Origin of the sequence: Labrenzia sp. PHM005 (assembly GCF_006517275.1) — a bacterium.
In the GTDB taxonomy this organism is placed as follows: Bacteria; Pseudomonadota; Alphaproteobacteria; order Rhizobiales; family Stappiaceae; genus Roseibium.
The window spans coordinates 2,262,295-2,287,689 of record NZ_CP041191.1 but is presented as its reverse complement, the minus strand read 5'-3'; the positions used below and the strand labels follow the sequence as shown (position 1 = coordinate 2,287,689).

At 54.7% G+C, this 25,395-nt stretch carries 19 protein-coding genes and 1 pseudogene; 14 read left to right on the top strand and 6 right to left on the bottom strand.

Annotation, left to right across the window (positions count from 1 at the left end):
• Window positions 1-7 precede the first annotated feature (7 nt).
• Window positions 8-1,144 carry an efflux RND transporter periplasmic adaptor subunit gene (locus tag FJ695_RS10350; protein ID WP_141185376.1) on the top strand — a complete coding sequence of 379 codons (1,137 nt, stop codon included), beginning with the start codon at window positions 8-10 and terminating at the stop codon, window positions 1,142-1,144.
• Window positions 1,141-4,266 carry an efflux RND transporter permease subunit gene (locus tag FJ695_RS10345; RefSeq protein ID WP_141185375.1) on the top strand — a complete coding sequence of 1,042 codons (3,126 nt, stop codon included), beginning with the start codon at window positions 1,141-1,143 and terminating at the stop codon, window positions 4,264-4,266. Before FJ695_RS10350 ends, FJ695_RS10345 begins: the two co-directional genes overlap by 4 nt.
• A gap of 59 nt (window positions 4,267-4,325) precedes the next feature.
• Here the strand turns inward: FJ695_RS10345 and FJ695_RS10340 are convergent, their stop codons facing one another.
• Together FJ695_RS10340 and FJ695_RS10335 are read right to left on the bottom strand one after the other, a co-directional pair.
• Window positions 4,326-6,830: an ATP-binding protein gene (locus FJ695_RS10340; RefSeq protein ID WP_168206314.1), complete on the bottom strand. Its 2,505-nt coding sequence runs from the start codon at window positions 6,828-6,830 to the stop codon at window positions 4,326-4,328.
• Window positions 6,831-6,834: 4 nt separating this feature from the next.
• Window positions 6,835-7,557, bottom strand: coding sequence for a response regulator transcription factor (locus FJ695_RS10335; RefSeq protein WP_141185373.1), 723 nt, complete (start codon window positions 7,555-7,557; stop codon window positions 6,835-6,837).
• Window positions 7,558-7,810: 253 nt separating this feature from the next.
• On the opposite strand from FJ695_RS10335, the gene phnD reads away from it, so the two are divergent.
• From phnD to phnE (FJ695_RS10315), 4 genes are all read left to right on the top strand, one after another.
• Window positions 7,811-8,794: a phosphate/phosphite/phosphonate ABC transporter substrate-binding protein gene (phnD, locus tag FJ695_RS10330; RefSeq protein WP_141185372.1), complete on the top strand. Its 984-nt coding sequence runs from the start codon at window positions 7,811-7,813 to the stop codon at window positions 8,792-8,794.
• Between the two features lie 66 nt (window positions 8,795-8,860).
• Window positions 8,861-9,634, top strand: coding sequence for a phosphonate ABC transporter ATP-binding protein (gene phnC / locus FJ695_RS10325; RefSeq protein WP_141185371.1), 774 nt, complete (start codon window positions 8,861-8,863; stop codon window positions 9,632-9,634).
• Window positions 9,631-10,425, top strand: a complete 795-nt coding sequence (gene phnE, locus FJ695_RS10320; RefSeq protein ID WP_141185370.1) for a phosphonate ABC transporter, permease protein PhnE — start codon at window positions 9,631-9,633, stop codon at window positions 10,423-10,425. Before phnC ends, phnE (FJ695_RS10320) begins: the two co-directional genes overlap by 4 nt.
• The gene (gene phnE, locus FJ695_RS10315) at window positions 10,422-11,222 is read left to right on the top strand and encodes a phosphonate ABC transporter, permease protein PhnE (protein WP_141185369.1); all 801 of its coding nucleotides are present in this window, start codon (window positions 10,422-10,424) and stop codon (window positions 11,220-11,222) included. Before phnE (FJ695_RS10320) ends, phnE (FJ695_RS10315) begins: the two co-directional genes overlap by 4 nt.
• A 101-nt stretch (window positions 11,223-11,323) precedes the next feature.
• Here phnE (FJ695_RS10315) and FJ695_RS10310 read toward each other — a convergent pair whose 3' ends face one another.
• Window positions 11,324-12,265, bottom strand: a complete 942-nt coding sequence (locus FJ695_RS10310; RefSeq protein WP_141185368.1) for a LysR family transcriptional regulator — start codon at window positions 12,263-12,265, stop codon at window positions 11,324-11,326.
• A gap of 168 nt (window positions 12,266-12,433) precedes the next feature.
• On the opposite strand from FJ695_RS10310, the gene FJ695_RS10305 reads away from it, so the two are divergent.
• The 3 genes from FJ695_RS10305 (at window position 12,434) to FJ695_RS10295 (ending at window position 17,010) form a co-directional block, all read left to right on the top strand.
• On the top strand, window positions 12,434-13,438 hold the full coding sequence (locus tag FJ695_RS10305; protein ID WP_141185367.1) for a TAXI family TRAP transporter solute-binding subunit: 1,005 nt from the start codon (window positions 12,434-12,436) through the stop codon (window positions 13,436-13,438).
• Between the two features lie 89 nt (window positions 13,439-13,527).
• The gene (locus tag FJ695_RS10300; RefSeq protein WP_209010997.1) at window positions 13,528-15,759 is read left to right on the top strand and encodes a TRAP transporter permease; all 2,232 of its coding nucleotides are present in this window, start codon (window positions 13,528-13,530) and stop codon (window positions 15,757-15,759) included.
• 6 nt (window positions 15,760-15,765) lie between these two features.
• Entirely contained in the window at window positions 15,766-17,010 is a 1,245-nt protein-coding gene (locus tag FJ695_RS10295; RefSeq protein ID WP_141185366.1) for an FAD-binding oxidoreductase, read from the top strand.
• Window positions 17,011-17,109: 99 nt separating this feature from the next.
• Here the strand turns inward: FJ695_RS10295 and FJ695_RS10290 are convergent, their stop codons facing one another.
• From FJ695_RS10290 to FJ695_RS10280, 3 genes are all read right to left on the bottom strand, one after another.
• Window positions 17,110-18,480: an aspartate aminotransferase family protein gene (locus FJ695_RS10290; RefSeq protein ID WP_141185365.1), complete on the bottom strand. Its 1,371-nt coding sequence runs from the start codon at window positions 18,478-18,480 to the stop codon at window positions 17,110-17,112.
• A 23-nt stretch (window positions 18,481-18,503) separates the two neighbouring features.
• The gene (locus tag FJ695_RS10285) at window positions 18,504-19,985 is read right to left on the bottom strand and encodes an NAD-dependent succinate-semialdehyde dehydrogenase (RefSeq protein ID WP_209010996.1); all 1,482 of its coding nucleotides are present in this window, start codon (window positions 19,983-19,985) and stop codon (window positions 18,504-18,506) included.
• Between the two features lie 90 nt (window positions 19,986-20,075).
• The gene (locus FJ695_RS10280; protein WP_209010995.1) at window positions 20,076-20,597 is read right to left on the bottom strand and encodes an Lrp/AsnC family transcriptional regulator; all 522 of its coding nucleotides are present in this window, start codon (window positions 20,595-20,597) and stop codon (window positions 20,076-20,078) included.
• A 63-nt stretch (window positions 20,598-20,660) separates the two neighbouring features.
• Here FJ695_RS10280 and FJ695_RS28470 point away from each other — a divergent pair.
• The 5 genes and pseudogenes from FJ695_RS28470 to doeA form a co-directional block, all read left to right on the top strand.
• Window positions 20,661-20,882, top strand: a pseudogene (locus FJ695_RS28470) (GntR family transcriptional regulator); the annotation flags it as partial.
• Window positions 20,883-20,954: 72 nt separating this feature from the next.
• The gene (locus FJ695_RS10275) at window positions 20,955-22,049 is read left to right on the top strand and encodes a PLP-dependent aminotransferase family protein (RefSeq protein WP_371708990.1); all 1,095 of its coding nucleotides are present in this window, start codon (window positions 20,955-20,957) and stop codon (window positions 22,047-22,049) included.
• Between the two features lie 140 nt (window positions 22,050-22,189).
• Window positions 22,190-23,194 (top strand): hydroxyectoine utilization dehydratase EutB, encoded by a 1,005-nt coding sequence (gene eutB, locus FJ695_RS10270; protein ID WP_141185363.1) that lies wholly within the window; start codon window positions 22,190-22,192, stop codon window positions 23,192-23,194.
• 3 nt (window positions 23,195-23,197) lie between these two features.
• A complete protein-coding gene (gene eutC / locus FJ695_RS10265) occupies window positions 23,198-24,190 on the top strand; it encodes an ectoine utilization protein EutC (protein ID WP_141185362.1) in 993 nt (330 codons plus the stop codon).
• A gap of 19 nt (window positions 24,191-24,209) precedes the next feature.
• Window positions 24,210-25,394, top strand: coding sequence for an ectoine hydrolase DoeA (gene doeA / locus FJ695_RS10260; protein ID WP_168206531.1), 1,185 nt, complete (start codon window positions 24,210-24,212; stop codon window positions 25,392-25,394).
• Window position 25,395 lies beyond the last annotated feature (1 nt).

Sequence of the window (25,395 nt, the reverse complement as noted above, 5' to 3'; positions counted from 1 at the left end):
ATACTTGATGATAAGAAAAGCTCTTTGGATTGGCCTTGCTTGTCTTGCATTGGCCGGGGTCTTGGGTGTGTTGACCGTACTGGAAGACACCGCTGACGTTGAGACTGCGGCGGCTCAACAGCCGTTGCGCCAAGTTACGGTAATCACTGCGCAAATCGGCGCACATACCGGGTCGGTCAGTGTTTTTGCAGAAGTAACACCGCGTTGGCAAGTCGACTTACGCTCCCGCGTTTCCGGAATTGTGAGTGATGCAGTCCCTGTCGCTTTGGCCGGATCCCGCGTTTCCAAAGGCGATGTTCTCTTACAATTGGAAGACGCTCCATATGTAGCCAGCTTGTCAGATGCACGTTCGGTTCTTGAAAACGCCCAGTTTGAACTCCGCAAGAAGAAAAACAAACACACGATTGCCTTGAAAGACTGGCGCGCGGTTAATCCCGACCGGCAGCCGCCCGAAATGGCGGTTCACATCCCTGAAGTTCGGGTCGCCGAACGTGCTGTAAGCGCTGCTGAAGCGCGAGTTGCGGCGGCAGACTACGATCTAAGCTCGACTCTTTTACGCGCGCCCTTTCCCGCTATTGTAACAAAACGAAACGTTAGCCCTGGTGCGACCGTCAATGAAGGCGATGTCCTTTTCAGTGTTTTGGACGATAGTCTGCTAGACATACAGGCGTCCGTCGGCGCACGGGATTGGTCTTTGCTGAACCGGAACTGGCAATCTCTAGGCGTCACAGTCTACAGCGATACCGATCAAAAAATTGGAACCGCCAAGGTGCGTCAGGGCGGCGGATTTCTCGATCCGCAGTCGCGCAAATACCAACTTTTTCTCGAGGTCGAGCGGGCAACCGAAACCGCCATCCTGCCTGGCGCCTTTGTCCGGGTCAATTTGCCCGGACGGGCGCTTGAACAAACACTCCGCATTCCTGAAAGTGCGCTCACCCAAAATGGGTTTGTCTGGTTTCTCGACGACACAGACCGGCTTCAACGGTTCGAGGCACGGCCACTGTTTCGTGACAATGGCGCAGTTGTAGTTAGAGTGCCCGATTTCTTGCGGAAACATGAAGATTTCCGTGTTGTATCCTTGCCAATGAGTGCCTACCTGCCGGGACAAAAAGTCGAGCCTGTAAAGCGGGAGGCTGGCCAATGACGTGGCTCACGAATTGGTTCATCCGGAACCCTGTCGCGGCAAACCTGCTGATGATCTTCATCCTCTTTGTCGGTGTGTCATCCCTTTTGACGGTTCGTATCGAAGGGTTTCCGAAAATCCCGGCAGATATCGTTACTGTCGCCACATCCTTTCCCAACGCACACACCGCCCAAATCGACGAGCAGATTACACGTAAAATCGAAAAGGCTGTCGAGGGATTGGAAGGCGTCAAATCGGTCCGATCCGAAACCCAACCTGGTCTCTCCGTGGTTTCAATTCAAAAAACCAACGGATCAAAGCTGCAGAAGCTGCTCGACAATGTCCGTCTCAAGGTCGACAGCATCTACGACCTGCCCAAGGATGCAAGGCGCCCGGTTATCGAAACAAACAATTTTGATCTGCCAGCGCTTTACGTGCAGGTGTATGGCGAAACCGATCTGAAAACGCTTCAAACCATCGCTCGGGAATTGCGGGCCGACCTGCTTGCTGACCCAGAAATATCCCGGATCGACAATTGGGGTCTTCAAACCCAAGAGATCGCAATCGAGTTCGCACCTGGGACTCTGCAACGTTTGAATTTGACCATTTCGGATGTGATGGAACGCATTCAGCAATCGTCTTTGTTTTTTCAAGGCGGAACGCTGCGCACTGAAGGTGGGGACATTACACTGCGCGCCGATAGTCAGGCCTACTCTGTCCGTGATTTTGAAGACATTGCGATTGTAACCTGGCCGGATGGTACGTCGACACGACTTGGCGAGATCGCAACCATCACGGACGGTTTCGAGGAAGTCCCGATCGAAACCCGTTTCAATCAAAAGCCATCGGTTGGCATGGAGGTTCTGATAGGCCGCAAAGACAACCTCTTGCAGGTGTCAGATGCAGCCGAACAAGTCGTCGCGAATATCTCGAAACGGCTGCCGCAGGGTGTGACAATTGCAATTTGGGGCAATTCGCGCGACTACATTTCAGATCGCTTGCAGCTCCTCTCAAGCAGCGCTGTCCAGGGTTTGATCCTTGTGACGCTCATGCTGGCTCTTTTCTTGAACGTGAAACTGGCGTTCTGGGTTGCCATGGGAATTCCCATCTCGCTGGCAGGTGCATTTGCTGTATCCACCAGCGGATGGATCGACTATTCGCTCAATGACATCACGACATTCGGTTTCATTATCGTGCTCGGTATTCTGGTCGATGATGCGGTTGTAGTCGGTGAAAGTGTTCACGAGCAGCGCCGGAAGTTCGCCGATCCGATAAAGGGCACAGAAATCGGTGTTGAGAAGGTTTCCGTTGCCACTGTCTTTGGTGTCCTGACCACAGTCGCAGCGTTCTTTCCATTGCTTCTTATTCAAAGCCCGCTCGGAAAGGTGCTGGCTGGCTTTGCAGGTGTTGTGATCCTGGCCCTGTTGTTTTCGCTGATAGAAAGCAAGCTGATTTTGCCGGCGCATTTGGCGCACCTCAACACCAAAGAGACCAAAAATCCTGGAGTGTTTTCTCGGATTTGGGGAAGACTGCAAGGCATCGCTCAATCCGGGTTGAGAGCTTTTCGTGACCGGATTTATGCACCGTCACTGCGTTGGGCGCTGGCCAACAGGTATGCAGTTTTGATTGCCTTTATCGCGGTAGCCAGCCTGGTATTTGGACTGATGGCAAAGGGGCAGATCAAGTCTGTGTTCTTTCCGAATGTTCCGGGCCAGGTAATTTCGGTGGCACTTCAAATGGATCAACGTGCCCCGGCTCACCTTACGAAGAATAACGTCTTGGTTATAGAAAAGGCGGCGTTTTCAGTTGACCAGGACTCGGATTTGAAAACGCCTGCAGGAGCCGGCCCAGTCGCACACGTCTTTGCGTTTGTCACAGGCGCAACAACCGCAGAACTCTATATGGAACTGACGCCATCTGCGGAACGGCCCAATCTGACCACAACGGACATTCTTGAAGCCTGGAAATCCCGCATTGGGTCGTTGGAAGGGGTATCGGAGATAACCTTTTCCGCCTTTGAAAATTTTGGGGGCGGTTTCCAGATCCGGCTACTTGCAAAGGATCGTCAGCTTTTGGAACTGGCAAGCCGCGACGTCAGAGAAAAACTGGATCAGTTTGATGGTGTCTCCAACACAAGAGACACTATCCTAACCGGACAGCCTGAGTTGCGCCTCCGCCTCAAGCCCGAAGCCAGATCATTGGGTTTTACATCTGAATTGCTGGCCAGCCAAATCGGCTACGCCTTTGGTGGCGGCGAAGCCCAACGAATTCAGCGCGGAGATGCAGAAGTGCGCGTTGTGGTTCGAAATGCGCTGAGCGCGCGGGACCGGATTGAAGACCTGATGGATCTTCAGCTCAAAAGCAGCAAGGGTACTTGGATCCCGCTCTCCGCTGTTGCCGACATTGAGGCCAGTTATGTTCCAGAACGAATCCAGCGGCGCAATGGCGCTCTGATCACAACAGTCATGGCCGATATCAATCGAGAAATCGTCGCTCCGGAAGAGGTTGCCGAAACCATCTTTGGTGAGTTTTCGCGAAACCTGGAAGCAAAATACCCCGGCCTCACAATCGATGCGGGCGGCGAGCTGGAGGAAATCGGCGAGATGAGAGGCGGTTTGCTGCGTGCGTTTCTGATCGCCTGTCTGCTGATCTACATCCTGATGGCCATCCCGCTAAAATCGTATTGGAAACCGCTGATCATCATGTCGGTTGTGCCGTTCGGATTTGTTGGTGCGGTCATCGGCCATACAGTCATGGACCTACCATTCTCATTGTTGTCGTTTTTTGGCGTACTTGCGCTAACCGGCGTGGTGGTGAACGACTCTCTGGTAATGATGACCCACTACGTTCAGTCTCGAGAAGAGGGTGTGGCGCATGAAGACGCTGTAATAAACAGCGGCATTGCCCGGTTTCAGGCGATTTTCTTGACAACTGCCACCACAGTCGTCGGCCTTATTCCATTGATGAGCGAAACCTCAGAACAGGCCCGGTATCTTGTCCCGGCAGCGGTGTCACTCGCCTACGGCGAAATCTTCGCGACACTGATCACCTTGATCCTGATCCCAGTGCTACTGGCCATTTCGAATGACATCCGGCGCTTGATTTTTTCGGATGCTCCCAAAGCTGTTCAGCAAGCATCATGATTAAGAGATAACGGAGCACAAACGCACCGGGCATCAACTGGACGGCCAAACACAAGACCCTAGATGAGATGCCATCGTTTCAGGACTTCTCTTAAACCATCTGGCGTGATGGGTTTTGCCACCATTTCGAAACGCGGTAGCAACTCCTCATCCAGGTCTGCGACATCGGGCAGTTTGCTGGACATGAGAATCGCATGACTGTTTTCATCCGACCCCAAAACCTCTCGGACCAAGTCCCATCCGCTTTTGTCGTGATCAAGATAAAAGTCCGTGACAACAAGGCGGATGTTCTCCAGCTCTGCCGTAGCCCTTAAACCATCAGAAAACGTCAGTGCTGATTCAGTGGCAAAGCCTAAATCCTTCAGAACTTTTTGCGTGTTCTCTGCCGAAACCATGTCGTCGTCGACAATCAAGGCCAAACCATCCGCATGAAAGTGGCCTGTTTCGTCGCCAAGGTCTTTGAGGATCGGGAAGCGCAGCCGGACTGTTGTTCCCTGGCCAACTGTGCTTTCAATCTCCATTGTCCCGCCGGACTGGTGAACAAAACCGTGCACCATGGACAAACCAAGACCGGTGCCAGCGCCATCAGAGCGTTTGGTAAAGAATGGTTCTGATGCGCGATGCAAAATATCCGGAGGCATGCCGCAACCTGTGTCGGTGATTTCCAGAACGATGAAATCGGTGTTGTCTCCAAACACCGAAATTCGAACAGAGCCTTCATCGGAAATTGCTTGTCCCGCGTTGATGCAAAGGTTCAAGATCGCACTCTCAAGCTGCCCCGGATCGACTTTTGCACTCAATGAGGAATTGCGAATGTCCAGGGACAGGTTGATGCCGTCGGACAGGGCAACATCCAAAAGATCGCTCATCCCTTCAACCAGGGTGCCGATTTCGACTGCCTCGGGTTCTAAGTGTTGTTTCCTCGCAAAAGCAAGCAGCCGTTCGGTTAGCGTAACTCCAAGGTCAACGGCCGCAGAAATCCTGCGAAGATGCTCGGGCGCCCGGTCTGTGCTGGTTGTTTCCAAGAGATGGATGTTACCGGAAATGGTCGACAGGATATTGCCGAAGTCGTGAGCAACTTCCCCTGTCAGTTTGCCAAGGGATTCAACGCGGCGGATTTCTTCCAAGCGTTCATCAATCTTTCTGCGTTCGGTTGTTTCCGAAAACAGCCAAACCGAGCCTCCGTCGGGCAGTTTTGATTGTCGGATTTCGATCACATGTCCAGCCGGATGGATGTACTCCTCAAGACCAACAACGCTGGCTTCGGTCGCCTCACGACGGAAATCTGATGATCCAATTACGTCTACCAAAAGGTCTTTGCCACCAGGCTTTGCCTCGGGCAAACGCAACAAGGCGCGAACGTTCTCGTTTTCAGCTTCGATATTCCCATCGGCAGACAGGATGGCTACCCCATCATTGATGTTGCGAAACACGTTGGCAAACAGCGCATTTTGGCGATTGATTAGATTGGTATGCCGCTCCAGTTTGCGAGCGTTGGCACGAAACACATTAAAGGCGTCGAACAGCTGGCCAATCTCATCGTCTTGTTTTGTGTTGGGCTGTAATTGGGTATGCAAGTCACCCGCCGCGAGCTGCCGCATAGCCTCTGCAATCCGGCGTAGATTTGCTGCGACATACCGGGAGACAAACAAGGCAGAGCCGATCGCGATCAGAGAACTGAGCAATGCCAGCCCAAGCACCACCCTTTGGGCAATAACGAGGTTTCGCGTCGTTTGCGTCTGAGCAAGGGTCAGCCGGTCTTCGGCCTCCTCCACCTTCTTATCCGCATAGGCAGTAAGTTGATTGGATGCCCGCCTGATCCGAAATAGCGCATTTTCCGCATCAAGCGATGAGGTTAAAGCCCGATGTTTGACCACAAAAAGATGGTCTGGTCCGTATTCAAGAACACTCTTCAGCTCCCTTAAGCCGGACTCCATAGCCACATTCAACGGCTCCGGGAGACTTGCGAGGATCTTTTGGAAACGGCGACCATATTCACCGACCGATATCATTTCCTGTGCCCGCGCCGCACCAATCGCCTCGGCGGTCAATTGCTGCAACTGTGCCCAATAAAGCCGTTCGTTCAAGGTGGTTTGGGTCATACTGGCGCGGCGTTTGAACCGGTTTTGCAGCCGTACCAGATCCCGGTCGATCCGTGCGACTTCCGTTTCTAGAGCGCTTTTGGGAGACGCCGCCCGGTTCATGTCCAGGATTGCGACTCGCATGCGTGAAAGAGGAATGGACAGTGCCGGATCGTCACCGGCAATCGCCTCAATCGTGGAAATTGTTTCCAGAACAGACGTGACCTCAGCGTCCATCAGGGCTGGAATCTGCACCGTGATCAGAAACGGTGCAGACGTTGCCAGGTCGGCCGCCCCACTGGAAAGCTCCAGAGCCCGCGAAACCTCCGCCAATGTGTCGCGATGAACAATGTCCAGCCAGCCCTCCGCATTGCGCAAGGTTGTCAGCGCAATCGCTGAAATCGACAGGATCACCAGAAACAGGATCGCGATCGCCGTCGACAGACGCAGCTGAACACTTTGTCGGAATATCGGGGCGGTCACTGGGTTACTGGCCATTGAGCTGAAAGACATACCCTTGCGAACGGCGGGTCTGAAGATGAACGGGTTTGGAAGGCACAGCTTCAATTTTCCGGCGCAGGCGCAGAATTAGAACATCGATGGTCCGGTCAACATAGCGCTCCATGTCGGTCCCCAGTTCTTGCAGCAACTCCGGACGTGTGATCACGCGGTCCGGGTTCTTCAAGAAATACTCCAGGAGCCTGTACTCACCGTTGGTCAGCGGTATTTCATCGCCGTTCGGGTCAATTAGCTGCCGCTGTTTCAAATCGACATGTTTGTCGCCAAACTTGATTGAGATGTCAGACGAAGCTGTAACTCGGCCCGGTCCAGTGCCTGAGCGGCGCAATACGGCGCGAATGCGGGCCACCAGTTCGCGCGGATTGAAGGGCTTTGTGACATAATCGTCAGCGCCGGTCTCAAGACCGATGATTTTGTCAATTTCATCGCCTACCCCGGTCAGCATCACAATGGGCAAGGGATAACGTTCACGAATATGGATGGCGAGTTCCAGACCAGATTCGCCCCGCAAACGCAGGTCAATCAGGGCAAGATCAATCGGCGGCGGGTCTCCCAATGCTAGAAAATCCGCAATTCGTGAACAGACTACTGGCGAAAAACCACCTTCAGATAGCAATACAGAGAGGGTTTCGCTCATGTCTTGATCGTCATCGACGATCGCAATTGCAGGACGGTGTTCAGAACCGCTCATTCTCACTCCCAGAGATTTAGTTTTTGCCAGATTAGCACAGGCCCCAGCGTCAAAAACCTCTGGTTTATTACAATTGTTACTGGACCCATCTCACCTTGTAACACTGTTAACATAAAGGCTTTGATTGGTTGCTTTTGTTAATACTTCGCCGCTGTCACGATAAGGCCGTGCAGCAATAGGGTCTTGTTTGCGTAATCCAAACACCGCCTGGGACGTGCCCAAACGCGGTGGTAAAACACCTTGGGAGGAAATTATGCATACTCATTTGATCCGGACCGCCGCAGCGGCGTTTCTACTGTCTGCCGCCAGCGTTCCGGCCTTCGCCGCCGATGATTGCAAAAACCGTGGCGCACTGGATGTTCTGTATTGTGATGCCAACGGCGATATGGTCGCGGACGCACCAACCGACCCGTCCAAGCTGAGCGACCCGGACACACTTGTCTTTGCCTACACCCCGGTTGAAGACCCGGCCGTTTACGAAGATATCTGGGAGCCTTTCATCCAGCACCTGGAAAAGGAAACCGGTAAGGACGTTCAGTTCTTCGCGGTTCAGTCGAATTCTGCCGAAGTTGAAGCCATGCGCTCTGGCCGCCTGCACATTGCTGGTTTCTCCACTGGTCCGACCCCGTTTGCCGTGAACCTCGCTGGCGCTGTGCCGTTCGCTATCATGGGCGCGGAAGGCGGCAAGTTCGGCTACAAGCTGCAGGTGTTCACCCAAGCGGATTCCGATATCAAGACTGTTGCTGATCTGGCCGGCAAACGCGTTGCGCATACCTCCCCGACCTCCAACTCCGGCAACCAGGCGCCGCGCGCCCTCTTCCCGGCCCAAGGCGTGACCCCGGATAAGGACTATGAAGTCGTTTATTCCGGCTCTCATGATCAGTCCCTACTGGGTGTTGTCGCCGGCGACTATGACGCGGCTCCGGTTGCCTCTGAAGTGGTTGAGCGCATGGCCGCCCGCGGTCTTTACGATACCAAAGACGTGCGCCTAGTTTGGGAAAGTGATCCGTTCCCGACCACATCCTACACGCTGGCCCACGATCTGGATCCGGAACTGGCTCAGAACATCAAAGACGCCTTCTTCTCCTTCGACTTTGCAGGCACCGCGCTTGGTGAGGAATTTGAAGGCGTGAGCCGGTTCATTCCGATCACTTACAAGAAACAGTGGGCTGTTATCCGCCAGATCCAGGCATCCAATGGTGTTGAATACACACCTCAGGGCCTGGCCGGAAAATAAGCTCTCGACCACTTGTCTGCCGCTTCAGCCCTGTGCTGGAGCGGCATCTTTGTTTCGGCGGATATCATGTTAGAAATCAATCATCTCATTAAGAGCTACGGCGATGCTGCGCCGGTCCTGAAAGACTTGCACCTGAAGGTGGAAGGCGAACAGGTCGTTTCCGTCATAGGCTCTTCCGGCGCAGGCAAAAGTACACTGCTGCGCTGTATCAACCGGCTTGTGGAACCGACCTCCGGCTCCATCGTGCTCAACGGCACGGAATTTACCACTCTCGGCAAGCGCGAGTTGCGGACCGCCCGCCGCCGGATCGGCATGGTGTTCCAGAGCTTCAATCTGGTTGATCGCCTGACTGTCATGGAAAACGTTCAGTCCGGCCGGCTGGGCTACATCTCCACTTGGGCGGCTCTAACCCGCAACTATCCGAAGGACGACATCCGCCGCGCCTTCGAACTGATGGAACGGGTAGGTATCGCACAATATGCCAACAAGCGCGCCGATGAACTCTCTGGCGGTGAACGTCAGCGCGTTGGTGTTGTGCGCGCCCTGATGCAGCGCCCAGAAATTCTCCTGGCTGATGAGCCAACCGCGTCGCTCGACCCAAAGACCTCCGAACAGATCATGGGATTGTTGCGCGATCTGGCGAGCGAATTGAACCTGCCAGTGATCATCAACATCCACAATGTTGGCGAGGCCAAGGAATACAGCGACCGGATCGTCGGAATGCGCTACGGCAAGATCATCTTCGACGATCGGCCTGCATCCCTTGGAACCGAAGAAATGGATGCCATCTATTCCGGCACCCCGGCTGACGAACGGCCCAGCATGGGCGCGGCGGCATGAGCACGGTACAAGACCATTGGCAAAAACCGCCTTTCATAGAGAACAAGCTGCTGCGCTATGGGCTCTATGTAGCTGTATTCGGGTATCTCGGCGTGACGCTGGTGACCTTGCCAATCAATTGGCAACGCGTGGCAGAAGGCATGGAACGGGCCGGACGGATTTTTGGCGGCGCCTTTCCGCCCAGCTTTGAACGCTCCGGCCTGTTGATCGACGGATTTTTGGAAAGCCTGAAAATCGCCATTCTGGCAAGTGTCGGCGGCATCCTGCTGTCGATTCCGCTGGCCTTCATGGCCGCCAAAAACATCTCGATCAAACCAATCTATCTGCTTGGCCGCGGCCTCATCATCATCGCTCGTAGTTTCCACCCGGTGATCGTCGCCATCATCTTCGTGAAAGCCGTTGGTTTTGGCCCGCTCGCCGGTGTCCTGACACTTGTCGTCTATTCCATCGGTTTTGTTGCAAAACTGCTCGCTGAAAAAATCGAGGAGATCGACTTCGGTCAGGTGGAAGCAATGAAATCGGCTGGCGCACCGTTCCTCTCGACCATTGCCTACGCGGTGTTTCCTCAGATCATGCCCCGCCTCGTTGGCCTCAGCATCTATCAGTTGGACAGTAACCTCAGGGCCTCAGCCGTGGTCGGAATTGTCGGCGCGGGCGGGATCGGCGCCACTCTGGCGAACGCCTTTGGCCGCTACGACTATGACTTTGCGCTCGCCATCACCATGGTGATCGTCGGGGTGATCCTGATCTCTGAAGCCTTCAGCGGCGTGATCAGAAAGCGAATCTCATGACCAGTCAGACCACTCTCGACAGTTGGGCACGGTATTCGCCCCAGCAAAGGTTCCAGCGATACGTAGCTTTTGCGTTGGCCGCACTGACCATTTCCTGGGCCCTCAGCAGCATTGATGTCATCTGGGCCTGGGTCTGGGACGCACCGGAACAGATGCTGGATCTCTTTAACCGGATGATCCCACCGGATCCGAAAAACCTGCCGTCAATCCTGGAAGCCATCTGGCAGACGATCAACATTGCAACGCTCGCAACAGCTATCGCCGTTGTTGTCTCCCTGCCGGTTGCTTACATCGCCGCGCAGAACACCACACCCAATCGCTTAGCGCTCTGGGTCGGGCGCTTCATTCTCGTGTCCTCCCGCTCTGTGAACACGATCATATGGGCGCTGTTGTTCGTGGCAATCTTTGGCCCGGGCATCATCGCCGGTATCGTCGCGATCATGTTCCGCTCCATCGGCTTTCTCGGCAAACTGCTGGGTGAAGCTATCGAGGAAATCGATCCCAAGCCAATCGAAGCACTGGAAGCCTGCGGAGCCTCCAGGTTCAAGGTGGTGCTTTACGGAATTGTTCCGCAGGTCGCACCGGCATTTTTTGCCATCGCCATCCTGCGCTGGGACATCAACTTGCGGGAATCCACTGTTCTCGGGCTTGTTGGTGCAGGCGGGATCGGTGTGATCTTGCAAGGGGCTATCGACACCTTCAATTGGCCGGAAGTCTCCATGGTGCTCTTGACCATTCTGGCCCTGGTGATCCTGGGTGAAATGATTTCATCCAAACTGCGCAGCAAAATCCTTTAAGCAAAATTGAAGGGGCGGCCATTCGCCCCTTCAGCCACATCCTCGGAATGAACCGTCTTAATTGCCCCTATCAGCGAGACGTTGATCTTCGGCGCCACGGTCTAAGGGCAATACACCGGGTCGGCCTCAATGCGGGTGAGCAGTCCCATGACTTCTTGCTGCCAGCCTTCTTTGATCCGGCGGGCAAGTTGGGACAGCGGACGATAAATTGGCGTTATGATCGAATAGTCATAGCGGAAGGCTTCCGACAGCTTACGGAAGACGACACGCCCCGCTGCAGAATTGATTTCCTGTTCTGTGACCATCGTCAGGGGATCCACGATCGATAGGCAACGCCCGACACTGATGAACTGCATGATGGGCAGGAAAAACTGACTGTCCAACACGACGTTTGGCGTTACGCCTGCCGCTAGCATTGTCTGCACGGTTTTTTGCCGGACAATATGAGAGCTTTGAAGCAGCCCGAGCGGCACGTGATCTAAATCCTTCCAGGAAATGGTGTCTTTGTCTGCCAATGGATGGTCTATCGGCAACGCACAGAAACAATTCGCCGAGATCGTTTCCTGCCGGAAAGTTACGGTTGACGGCTCCCGCCCGATCAGGTCGGCAAACCCAAAATCCAACCCTTGTGTCGCCCCTAATTCGCGAATTTGCGGCGAAGACCGGCTGGAAAACACAATATGAACATCCGGATTGGCGCCAACAGCCTGGCTGATATACCTCGGCATTAAAAAAGTAGATGGACCAGGCATGCAGGCGACATTCAGGCTGCCGCTTTGGCCAGCTTTCAAGCTTTTCATCGTTCCGGCAACGCTCGACACCCTATCAAGAATTTCGCTCGCCTCTGCCATAAGGTATTGGGCTTCGGGTACTGGCACCAGTTGACGGCCGCGCCGTTCAAACAGTTTTAGCCCGAGCGTCTCCTCGAGTGAGCGAATTGCCGCGCTCACCGCCGGCTGTGTTCTGCCAAGCTTTTCAGCAGCTTCGGATAGGGACGCGGAATTCATAACAGCGCGAAATGCGGTCATCTGAGACAAGTTCATGAGTTTCTCTGTCGAGTTGGCAGGACAACGGCAATTAAACAATACATAAACAAAATTTTGAAATATCAAAAATATTAAAATTTGTTTTTATCATAAACCTGCATCACTCTGCGTTCATATCGATCCGGGGCGCGACGATCCTGGACGAAACCAGAGGGACTGAAGATCATGTTTTATCGATTGGCCGTTGCAGCCATCGCGGCGTCACTCACGGCAGGAACTGCTCTTGCCGAAGATCCGAAATTTTTCCGCATCGGCACTGGCAGTGCAGGCGGGACTTACTTTCCGATTGGCGGCACGATAGCCAACGGCATTTCCGCACCTCCCGGCTCCCGACCTTGCGACAAGGGCGGTCAATGCGGCGTACCTGGCCTCATCGCCATTGCACAATCAACGACAGCTTCGGTCTTCAACAACGCCGCAGTTCAAAATGGTGAATTGGAAGCTGGTCTGGCCGGTGCCTATTCAACCCGGGATATGTATTTGGGCGAAGGCAAGTTTGAAGGCAAACCGCATCCAAAGCTGCGGGTTGTTGCCAATCTTTATCCGGAAGACCTTCACCTGGTCCTGGCCAAGGGCACCAAGATCAACGATTTGGGTGATCTGAAAGGCAAACGGGTCGGCATCGCACAGGCAGGTTCGGGAACACAGGTCGCTGTGGAGGCTATGCTCGGTCTTTGGGGCGTCAGCCGGGACAACATTGACGAAGCTGAACTGAACAACAGCCAGTCAGCCGAACGCCTCGCTGACGGTCAGATCGACGCCTATTTCTATGCTGCAGGGTGGCCGGTGTCTGCGATGGTGCAACTCGCTACCACCAAAGGCATGGATTTGCACAGCTTCACTGACGAAGACATGGCCAAGATCAACGCGGCCGTGCCGGCCTATATTCCGTCCATGATCCCGGCAGGGGCTTATGAAGGTGTCGATTACGACGCCAAAACACCGGCCGTTTCAGCCTTACTGGTCGTCTCATCGGATCTCTCCGAAGACTTCGTCTACGCTATCACCAAGGCGCTCTGGAACGACAACACCCGGAAGTTGCTCGACAATGGTCACGCGAAGGGCAAGCAGATCACACTAGATACGGCCCTGGATGGCGTTGCCGCTCTTGGTGTTCCGCTCCATGACGGCGCTAAGAAGTTCTACAAAGAAGCAGGCATGATGGAATAATCAACGCCGCATGCAGCCTGCAATTGGGCGGCGCGCGCCCTGTCGTGCCGCCTCTTTTCCATAAGACATAAAAATCAGGATATTGCGCGATGAGCGAGATGTCTCAGGCCACAAACCGCAACCCGGTGGTGGAAGAGCTATCGGCGGACGAATTGGCCGCGATCGAGAAAAAATATGACGAAGGCGCGGCCACACGCCAGGTGTCGACTCATTTCGCCAAGGTTCTGCGGTATGTCGCGCTCGTTTTTGCCACCTACCACTATCTGACTGCAGGATTTGGCCTGCCGCCCGATTATTGGCATATGGGCTGGCACCTGTCGGGCCTGTTTATCCTGATTTATGCGCTGTTTCCGCATGTCAAAACCAAAACATCCTTCGACTTGAACACCGGCGCCCTGCATCTTGGCGGCGTCCCGTTTCTCGATATCATCCTGATGGTTCTGGGCATTGCCGCCTCCCTCTATCTCGGGTTTGCATGGCACGGCATTCCCGCTTTGGGAATCGAGGAACAAACGTTCCGGATGGGCAACCCCAACACCTATGACCTGGTCTTCGGCTGCATCCTGATTGCTCTGGTCCTCGACATCGCTCGGCGCACCTTGGGCTGGGTTCTGCCGCTCATCATCTGCGTCTTCATATCCTACGCCTTATTCGGCCCGATCTTCCCGGGAATTCTTCAGCATCCCGGCGTGAAATTCCGCACCTTTGTGTCATCAATGTATTTCCCGCAGGAAGGTATCTTTGGCGTGACCTTGTGGGTTGTCTCAACCATCGTCTTTCATTTTGTCCTGTTCGGTGTCATCGCCCAGCGCACCGGACTGGGCCAGCTCTTCATCGACAACGCCACTATACTAGCGGGACGTTATACTGGCGGGCCAGCGAAGGTCTCGGTTGTCTCCTCGGCCTTTTTCGGCACGATCTCCGGATCTTCGGTCGCAAACACTGTCTCCACTGGAGCCTTGACCATCCCCAACATGAAACGACTGGGCTATCCGGGTCACTTTGCGGGTGGGGTTGAAGCCGCCGCATCAGCTGGAGGACAAATCACACCACCGATCATGGGCGCAGCCGCTTTCATCATGGCGGAATTTCTGGAGGTGCCCTACACCACCATCGTCGTTGCCGCGATTTTCCCGGCGCTTCTGCATTACACGGGCGTGTTTGCCGTTGTGCATTTGATGGCCCGCCGTTTGGGCCTAAAGGGTATGTCAGCCGATATGTTGCCGAAATTGGGGCAAGTCTGGCGTGATGGCTGGGCCAATATGGTGCCGCTGGTAGGCCTGTTGACAGTGCTCTTTTCCGGCTACACGCCTTATATGTCCGCTTTTTGCGGCATATCCCTCACCTTGATCGCTGGAATGGCGCGTGTGAAGTCGCCACTCACACTGGTCTATCCGGCAGCCTTTATCGCTTTTGTAGTTTGGAAATTTGCGGGCGGCGGATTTGATCTACCAATGTCGGCGCTGCTCATCGCCGGTGCGGCCTTGGCAACGTTCAATCCCCAGCGCCGAACAACTGTGAGCGAAATGGCCGATACGATGGAAACGGGAGTGAAATACGCTCTCGCAGTAGGGGCCGCAGCGGCTGCTGTCGGCATCGTGATTGGCGTCATCAACACCACCGGCGTCGGTTTCCGCATTGGCTTCATGGTGACACAAGCGGCCGCCAATCTGGGCGGCGACCTGCATGGACTGTTCAGCATTGGCAACTTCGAGCTGTTCAGTGTTGAGGATCTGACTCTCTTTATCAGCCTCGTCTTTATCGCGATTGCCTGCATTCTGATGGGCGCGGGTGTTCCAACAACAGCGCTTTACATCATGCTGGTTTCGGTCGCCCAACCTGCCTTGGCTCAGCTCGGAATTCCTCCGATCGCAAGCCATATGTTTGTGCTCTACTACGGTGTCGTTGCCGAGATCACACCACCGGTTTGCACATCAGCCTATGCTGCTGCTGCCATCGCCAATTCCAATCCCTTCAGAACGGGCATCTCGGCCTTTTCCCTGGGACTTGGAAAAGTCGTTGCGCCGATGGCCTTTGTCTATGCGCCGGTCTTGCTGCTTGTCTCTTCGACCGGCTTCGATTTCTTCGAGTTCACCTATACCGCTGCAAGCTGTATTGCAGGTGTCATCGCCCTGTCGGCAGCGGTGGTGGGGTATTGGCTCGTTCCCATGGGAATGATCTTCCGAGTTCTGCTCGCGCTTTCCGGGTTGGTCTTCATTGCGCCCTCACTGCAGGCAGACTTGATTGCGCTTGCAATTGCCAGCCCGGCCATTCTGAGCCAGATCATTCAGTCGCGCCTCTTGCGAGCAGAAGCTGTCTGAACAGCCATGGTCCAAAGCGTAACAATTCTTGGTGCAGGCGCGATTGGTCTGTGCACCGCCCTGTCCTTGGCTGAACGCGGCATTTCGGTTCGGTTGATTGATCGTGGGAAACCAGGCCAAGAAGCCTCCTTTGGCAATGCGGGCGTCATTTCGCCTTGGTCATTTGTCCCCCAGTCGCAGCCAGGTATCTGGAAGAAAATGCCAGCACTTATGTTCGGCAAACACCGCCCGCTAAGCGTTCGCACTGGCTTCTGGCCGCGCATGCTGCCGTGGGGCCTACAATTCCTGCGCAACAGTTCCGAAGTCCGCACCCGGCAAATTTCTGACGCCATGGAACCCTTGTGCGCACCATCGATAGATCTTTACCGTCGCCATCTGAAAGGGACAGGACAAGAACATCTGATAAAAGACTGCGCCTACGTCCATGCCTTCCGAGACGAAAATCCAGACCGGCTAAAAGCCTTGGATTATCGGATCCGGCAGGAGAAAGGCGCGGACCTTGAGCTGGTTGGGCAAAGCAGTTTGCAAAAGATCGAACCTGCCCTCTCCCCCGAATTCAAAGCTGCGGTGTTAATTCACGGACAAGCTCGCGCTCAGTCTCCCGGTCAGATCATGACAGCGCTGGCAAACAAGGCAGAACGCCTCGGCGTAGACATTCTGCAACAGACGGTCACGAGCATTAGACGTACGGAAAACGGTTGGGACATCGACTGCAGTGGAATGAGGCTGTCTGCATCACGCGTCATCGTTGCCATGGGAGCCTGGTCAGCTGACTTGCTGAAGCCCCTGGGCATTTCAGTGCCGCTTGTGGCTGAGCGGGGCTATCATGTCGAATTTCCGTTAGCCGGGATCGAACTCCAGAACTCCGTGATGGATACAGACGCAAAAATTGTTGCAAGTTCCATGGAAGGTGGTTTGCGGGTGGCTGGTCAGGCGGAATTCGCCCATGTCGATGAGCCGGAAGACATGAATAAAGCCCAGCGCATGCAAAATCAGGCCAAAGCTGCCATTCCAGACCTCCAAGTCAGTGAACCCCGTTATTGGATGGGGAGCCGTCCGTCGTTTCCCGACAGCTTGCCAATGATTGGCGAATTTGAAGGATTGAAGGGTCTTTATGCCGGTTTTGGCCACAGCCACTATGGTTTGATGATGGCCCCAAAGACTGGAGAGCTGCTGGCTGACCTGATTACAGGCCGAACTCCAAATCTCCAATTGGCTGCGTACTCGGCAGAGCGGTTCAACATGTCTTGAACGTCCTCATCTTGAACACTTTGTGCAGCTGCGACCCAGCGATTTCGCACATTAAAGCGGCACGAAGGGATCCGGAAAACCGGATCCCAAAACTCAAGCTCAGCCAAGGACCTCTGTGACGGCTTTTCTGACGCCGTCAACAATCGTATCAGCCTCTTCTTTGGTTACGCAAAGCGGTGGTGCAAACCCGAGAATATCGCCTTGAGGCATCGCACGCGCGATAACACCGTTCTTAAGCAACGCGGCCGCCAGTGCCGGACCGATTTTCCGGGCCGGATCGAAGAAGGTCCGTGTAATCCGGTCTTCAATAAACTCTGCCGCAATCAACAGGCCCTCGCCGCGAACCTCACCGACATTCGGATGATCTCCAATGGCATCAAGTAACGCCTGCTTCAGATAGGCGCCAGTTTCTCCGGCATTAAAGACCAGACCCATGCTGTCAACCAGCTCCAAATTGGCAATTGCAGCGGCCGCCCCAATCGGATGGGCTGAGTAGGTCCAGCCATGCCCGATTGGACCAGTTTCGTCTGTGCCGGTCATCAGGACCTCCCAAACCCGGTTGGATATGATCGATCCGGAAAGCGGCGCATACGCTGAGGTCAAGCCTTTGGCGATTGTGATGATGTCTGCTTCAAGGCCGTAGTGGTCTGATCCGAACATCGACCCAAGACGCCCGAAACCGGTGACAACTTCATCGGCGATCAACAGGATGTCGTGCTTTTTAAGGATCGGCTGAATGGCAGCCCAGTACCCGGCAGGCGGAGGAACAAGACCACCTGTCCCCATGGCTGGTTCACCGATAAACGCCGCGATCGTATCTGCGCCTTCACGTTCAATCAGGGCTTCCAATTCAGCAGCGCAATGCGCCACAAAATCGGCTTCGCTCATGGAGACATCCGAACGGCGGAAGTAGTATGGTGCTTCCGTATGCAGGACGTTGTCGAACGGCAAATCGAATTTCTTGTGGAACAGCTCCAGGCCGGTCAAAGACCCAGTCATCAACCCGGAACCGTGGTAGCCACGCCAGCGTGAGATGATCTTCTTTTTTTCCGGACGGCCTAGAATGTTGTTGTAGTACCAGACCAATTTGATGTTGGTTTCGTTCGCATCAGAGCCGCCGAGGCCGAAATACACCTTGGACATGTTGGCCGGTGCCCGGTCGAGGATCATTTTTGACAGGGTTATGGACGCTTCCGTGCCGTGCCCAACATAGGCATGGTAATAGGCGAGTTTCTTGGCCTGTTCTGCGATGGCTTCCGCAATTTCCTGACGGCCATAACCAACGTTGACACAGTATAGGCCGGCAAAAGCATCCAGAAGTTTGTTGCCGTCTCGGTCCTCAATATAGACACCAGACCCGGTCTCAACGATCCGGCTGGGCGCTTCGCCGCGGGCGTGCTGGCCAAGATGGGTTGACGGATGAAAGAAGTTTTCCCGATCCCACTGATCGAGCTGGTCGTTTCGAAGCATATCGTTTCCTCGTTTTTATAGGTTCAAGCCCAATCACGGCAGACGTATTTGACATCCATGAAGTCAGCCATGCCCATGCGGGCACCTTCGCGGCCGAGGCCCGACTGTTTCATACCGCCAAAGGGGATTGGTGCACCGGTCACCTTGGTTCTGTTAATGGCAACCATGCCGAACCGGAGACAACGGCTGGCGCGGTAAATGCGGCGAGGATCGCGGGTGTGGACATAAGCCACCAGGCCATATTCGGTGTCGTTTGCCCGGCGCATGGCATCTTCTTCCGTGTCAAACGACGCGATTGCGGCCACCGGGCCGAAGGTCTCCTCGTGCATGACCTTAGCGGTCTCTGGAACGTCGCAGAGGACCGTAGGTTCGTAGAACAAAGGTCCGGCAGCATGTTGTTTGCCGCCACACAGGAGCGTCGCACCGGCTGCCAGGGCATCGGCGACATGGCTCTTCTGCTTGTCGACTGCATTTCGGTTCATCAACGGGCCAATGTCAGGATCGCTGTAACCTGGTCCGACCGCTAGCTCGCAAGTGCGGGCAGCAAAACGTTCACAAAATTCCTGATAAACCGGCCACTCGACCAAAAACCGGTTCGCCCCGAGGCAATCCTGACCGGAAGTCGCGAATTTGGCTTTCACAGCTTCTTCAACCGCCAGATCCAGATCGCAATCCGCAAAGACAAGAAAGGGCGCATGCCCACCGAGTTCCAACACCATGCGCTTGATGGTATTTGCGCTCTGGCGATACAGCAGTTTGCCGATTTCCGTCGAACCAGTGAAGGAGATTGCCCGGACGCGCGGGTCGTCCATCCACGGCTGAACAACGATTGCCGGTTCACCAGTCACCACATTGAAGACGCCGGCCGGCATCCCCGCACGTTCGGCGAGTTCCGCCAATGCCAAACACGAAAATGGCGTTTCGCCAGATGGGTGCACAACCACGGTACAGCCGGCAGCAAGAGCCGCCGCAGCTTTACGCGTTACCATGGCACTGGGAAAATTCCACGGTGTGATCAAAGCAGCCACTCCGACCGGTTCCAGCCAGATTTCCACCTCTGCGTCGGCAAGATGAGACGTTACACCCTCAACATTCGGGCGTTTGGCTTCTTCGGAATAAAACTCGACGAATGAAGCACCGTAATCCACCTCACCTCGGGATTCTGAAATGGGTTTGCCCTGCTCGAGCGTCATGATCTGCGCAAGATCCTCACGGTGCTCGGTGACCAGTTCAAACCAACGCCGCAAGATGGCTGCCCGTTGCTGCGGCAACAATCCGGCCCAGCTGTCAAAACTTTTGTGTGCAGCGTCAACAGCGGCAGAACTTTCGGCAGAATTCAGGTTTGCGACGTCACCAATCCAGTCCCCCGTTGCCGGGTCGGTGACCGGAAGCGTGTGTCCTTTTCCGTTTGCGGTCCACTTGCCATCAATATAGGCAAATGAGCGGAACAATCGTTTGTCGTTGAGATGAAATGTCGTCGTTTCCTGATGAATGGGCATTGCCATTGATCCGGCCTCCTTTTGCTTGACCGGATCGTAAGAGGAGTTTCATGGAAGAAACGACTAAAGAAAGACGTCGGCGAAGACGTTACATTCTTATTCGGTGCCGTCGCCAGCAGATCCATCTGGCAGATCCCGACCGAGGAGGAATTTCAATGGAGGAGCTCCGCGGAGTTTGACCGGCTTCGTCACAACGTAGGTATAGTATCTTGCGAAACCTACCTTCCCCTCCAGCAGTGTATCGATAAGCCGCTGATAGCTGTCGATGTCCCGGGTGATAACCTGAAGAACATAATCAAACCCGCCACCTACGGCCCAGCAAGCCACTATCTCTTCGTGCCGGTCCATGGAACGTTCAAAAGCCTGGAAACTCTCTGCCTTGTGGTTCTCAAGCTCGACGGTAACAAAGACTTCAATATGCGGAGCCACGCTTTTTAGCGAGATATCAGCATTATAGCCGCGGATAATACCTGCGTTTTCCAAACGCTTCAGGCGCTCCCACAGAGGGGTGGGAGACAGGTTCACCCGTTTGGCAAGGTCCGCTTTGGAAAGCCGTCCCTCTTGTGACAAAAGGGACAGGATCTTCAGGTCGCGGTCGTCAAGTTTCAGCCCAATCATGGCGCGACCATGGCTGTGATGATATGCCTTGTCAATTGTTATGATTAGCTCCAATATCAAATCATGACAATATGGAAAAGCTTCCCACAGCCCATTCAAAGGCCTGCCTATCGTTCGCTTGCGGACCTGATTGCAACTGCAATTAAAAACGGTGAACTAAACGTCGGTGAGAAACTACCCCCGCACAGAGAACTCGCTTATCAACTGAACATCAGCGTGCAGACAGTCAGCCGAGCCTATGATCTCTTAATACGGCGGGGGATGATATCCGGTCAGGTTGGTCGCGGAACTTATGTAAATTCAAAGCCCGTTGAGACGGATGCCCCGTATTTGTCCGCGAGCCTTGGCGAGTCTTTGGTGGACTTTTCCAACCTCAAGCCGGTAAGCGGGCATATTCACCTGGACAAGATGCGCAATGCGTTGACGGATCTGTCCGAAACGCTTCCGCCATCAGCAGTCTTTTCCTTCCGGCCAGCCAACGCTTTGCGCCCGTATCAAGCGGCCGCGGCCTCATGGCTGGAGCAATGCGGTGTTGTCTGCTCGCCCGATCGGGTTGTGCTTACAAACGGAAGCAGTTCCGCCATGACAACAGCGTTTATGAGTGTGATCGATGGCAGCGCGATCGTCGTGACGGATGGGGTTTGTCATCACCCGCTGATCCGTCTTTCCAGATATATGGATTTTGACATACAGGGGCTGGCAACGGATCAGGAAGGTATCATCCCGGAAGCCCTGGAGCTTGCCTGCCGCAACAAAGAAATCAAGATACTGTTTCTATTGCCGAATGGTCTGAATCCAATGGCCCATGTCATGGGCCTTGAGCGCCGCAGGCGTCTTGTTTCCATTGCCCAGGCCCATGATCTTTTGATCATCGAGAACGACGCTTGGGGCCCGCTCCAGCCACGGCGTCTTCCGCCTGTCGCGGCCCTGGCTCCTGAGCGGACATTCTATTTCACAAGCTTTACCAAATGTCTTATGCCGGGACTTCGGCAAGGGTATCTTGTTGCGCCTGAACACCTGGCTCCGGTAGCGGCAAACCGGCATTTGGCGATCGATTGGATGGCAACCCCGCTCGTTGCAGAGATCGCGGCTAAATGGATTGAGGATGGCACGGCGGACCAGCTTATTGACTGGCAGAAATCTGCTTTGGCGCGAAGGAATGCGCTTGCTCAGGACGCATTATCCTCCGTGCCGTTCAACAGCAGCCCGAATGGTCTTCACATATGGATGCCCCTGCCGGATGGTTGGTCAGAGGAGGTTTTTATTGAAGCGGCGCGGCAGCGCGGTGTGGTTGTTGCCCCCGGATCGGCGTTCGCGCTTCCAGGGATAAAGGTTGAGCCAGGCATTCGGATTTGCCTTGGCAACACCGGTGAGGACCAGTTCATTTTTGGCTTGGAGCAACTGGCCGCGATCTGCCAAAACCCGCCAGGACCTTACACGGACATCTTTTAGCATCCGTCGACAAAATTGTCATGATTTAATATATATATTGACCTGTAATTGTCCTTTCTTCAGTCTCCACAAACAATCTCTGAGGAACTGGAAATGGATCATGTTTGTTGGACATCGATAGTTGTGCTGAGGGAGGACCAGTGAGCGCAAGCTGTCGGTTTCAGGTGGCGGATTTTGTTGCCGCCCGCTCGGCGATTTCAACCGCCGTTCGGCACACGCCGGTGGTGCCGTCTGCCAATCTCGGTGCACATGCAGGCGTACCTGTTCATCTCAAGCTGGAACACCTGCAGGACACCGGCAGTTTCAAACTCCGGGGCGCAACGAATGCTGTTGCGAAATTGGATCACGAAGCGCGCCGCCGTGGTATCGTCGGCGTTTCAACCGGAAACCACGGCCGGGCACTCGCATTTGCGGCCAAACAAGCTGGCGTTTCCTGCACAATATGCATGTCTCGCCTAGTGCCGGAAAACAAGGTTGCGGCAATCCGGGACCTGGGTGCCGAAATCCTGATTACCGGCAACTCGCAGGATGAAGCGCAGATCGAGGCGGACCGGCTGGTCGCTGAAAAGGGGCTTGTACTCCTGCCGCCTTTCGATAATCGGGATGTCATATGCGGACAGGGCACACTTGGTCTCGAAATTCTTGAAGATGTTCCCGATGTTGGTACCGTGCTGGTTCCGCTTTCGGGCGGCGGGCTGATTTCAGGTGTTGCCGCGGCAATCAAAGCAACGAAACCGTCGGTCAAGGTGATCGGGATCTCCATGGAAAGAGGCCCGGCCATGATTGCATCGTTGAAAGCAGGTTGCCCCGTTCAGGTCACCGAAGAACCCAGCCTTGCCGACTCCCTTGGCGGCGGCATCGGATTGGATAACCGGTTCACGTTTCAGATGACCCGGGATCTGGTCGATGAGGTGGTTTTGGTAAGCGAAGCCGAAATCGCCGCTGGAATACGTCATGCGTATTGGCAGGAAAAACAGATCATTGAAGGTGCTGCAGCTGTTGGCATTGCAGCGCTGATCAGCTGGAAAGTGCGATCAGATGCCTCAATTGTCGCGGTTCTGTCTGGCGGAAACATCGACATGAAGCTGCATCACCGGATCACCTCCGGCGAAGATGTCGATCTCACGGCTGAAGGGGACGCATAAACCATGCCTGACATTGCCATTCTGACGGAAGATGAATTGCGAAAAGCGGTCCAGCTTGACCTGACCGCAATTGACAAGGTTGAGCGGGGATTTGCTGCATTGGCCGCCGGCGGTGTCATCATGCCGCCGATCTTGTCGATGGACATTGCTCAGTTCAACGGTGAGGTTGATGTAAAGACAGCTTATGTCCCGGGGATCGACAGCTTTGCAATTAAAGTGTCGCCGGGTTTTTTCGACAATCCCAAGATTGGTTTGCCGAGCACGTCGGGATTGATGATCCTGTTTTCGGCGAAAACCGGAATGGTCGAGGCATTGCTGCTGGACAACGGTTATCTGACAGATATCCGCACAGCTGCTGCGGGAGCTGTTGCGGCGAGACATCTGGCACCGGAAGAAGCCTCCACTGCCTGTATTGTCGGGGCAGGAACCCAAGCCAGGTTGCAGCTCCAGGCTTTGTGCCTAGTCCGGCCAATCAGGAAAGCTCTGATCTGGGCGCGTGACCCGGAAAAGGCATCAAGTGCGGCAAGCCAGATGACGAAACAGCTCGGTATCGAGGTGTTGCCGGCTTCCGATCTGCCGGCAGCAGTCTCTCAAACCGATGTGATTGTGACGACGACTCCCAGCAGCGCACCCCTCATAAGCGCGGAATGGTTACAGCCGGGACAGCACGTCACTGCAATGGGCTCGGACCAATCTCACAAGAGTGAACTCGCGCCTGAGTGTTTGGCCAAGGCAGATCTTTATGTTCCAGATCGTCAATCTCAAACCGAGTTGATGGGAGAACTACGCGCGGCTCTAGCAGCCGGCACCGTAACCAAAGGCACGCAGTTTGATGATCTGGGCGCGATTGTATCGGGAAAGGCGGCCGGCCGGACCTCGGATGCAGCCATCACGATCTGTGACCTGACCGGAACCGGCGTTCAGGATACCGCAATTGCAACATTTGCCCGAGCCCGGGCACAGGCCGCAAATGCCGGCATAACCATCGAAGCATAAGCAAGGGATTGCGCCTGTGATTGAGCTTACTCTCCGCTTTACTAGAGACGAATATCATCAGCGGGTCAAAAAGACCCGGGAAGCGATGCAAGCCGCTGGCCTGGATTTGCTCATCGTTTCAGATCCTTCCAACATGAACTGGCTGACTGGCTATGACGGCTGGTCATTCTACGTGCATCAGGCTGTGCTGGTCGGTCTGGACGGCGAACCGATCTGGTTCGGGCGCGGGCAGGATGCAAACGGAGCGCTTCGGACCTGCTTCATGCATCCGGACCGAATTATCGGATATCCGGATCACTATGTGCAATCGACGGATTGCCATCCGATGGATTACCTTTCAACCAGGATTGAAGACTTTGATTGGAGCAAATCCAACATTGGCGTGGAGATGGACAATTACTATTTCTCCGCAGCCGCTTTTGCATCCCTGCAAAAGAACCTGCCAAATGCCCACTTTCACGATGCCAACGGTCTTGTGAATTGGCAACGCGCAGTCAAATCCGAACGGGAACTCGAATATCTCCGAATTGCCGGTAAAAAAGTCGAGAACATTCATGCCCGTATCCTAGAAAAGGCCGAGGTTGGTCTGCGCAAATGCGACCTGGTCGCGGAAATCTACGATGCGGGACTTAAATATGATGCCAACTTGGATGCAGGTGGCGACTATCCGGCCATCGTTCCTCTTGTGCCGTCGGGAAGCGACGCCGCTGCGCCGCACCTGACATGGGACGATCAGCCAATGCTTGCCGGCGAAGGGACATTCTTCGAAGTCGCCGGTGTCCACAATCGCTATCACTGCCCGCTGTCGCGCACTCTTTTTTTAGGGAAACCTGACCAGAAATTCCTGGATGCCGAGCAGGCTGTATTAGAAGGACTTGAAGCGGGGCTGGAGGCGGCAAGAGCCGGGAACCTGTGTGAAGATATTGCACATGCCTTTTTCGCAGTCCTAAAAAAACACGGCATCACAAAGGACAATCGCACGGGGTATCCGATCGGATTGTCCTATCCGCCGGACTGGGGCGAGCGCACCATGTCTTTGCGCAGTGGCGACCGCACGGTCTTGCAGGAAAACATGACGTTTCATTTCATGACCGGCCTTTGGATGGAAGACTGGGGATTTGAGATCACGGAAAGCATTGTCATCCGGGACGGTGAACCCGAATGCCTTGCAAATGTTCCGCGCAAATTGTTTGTGAAAGCCTGAC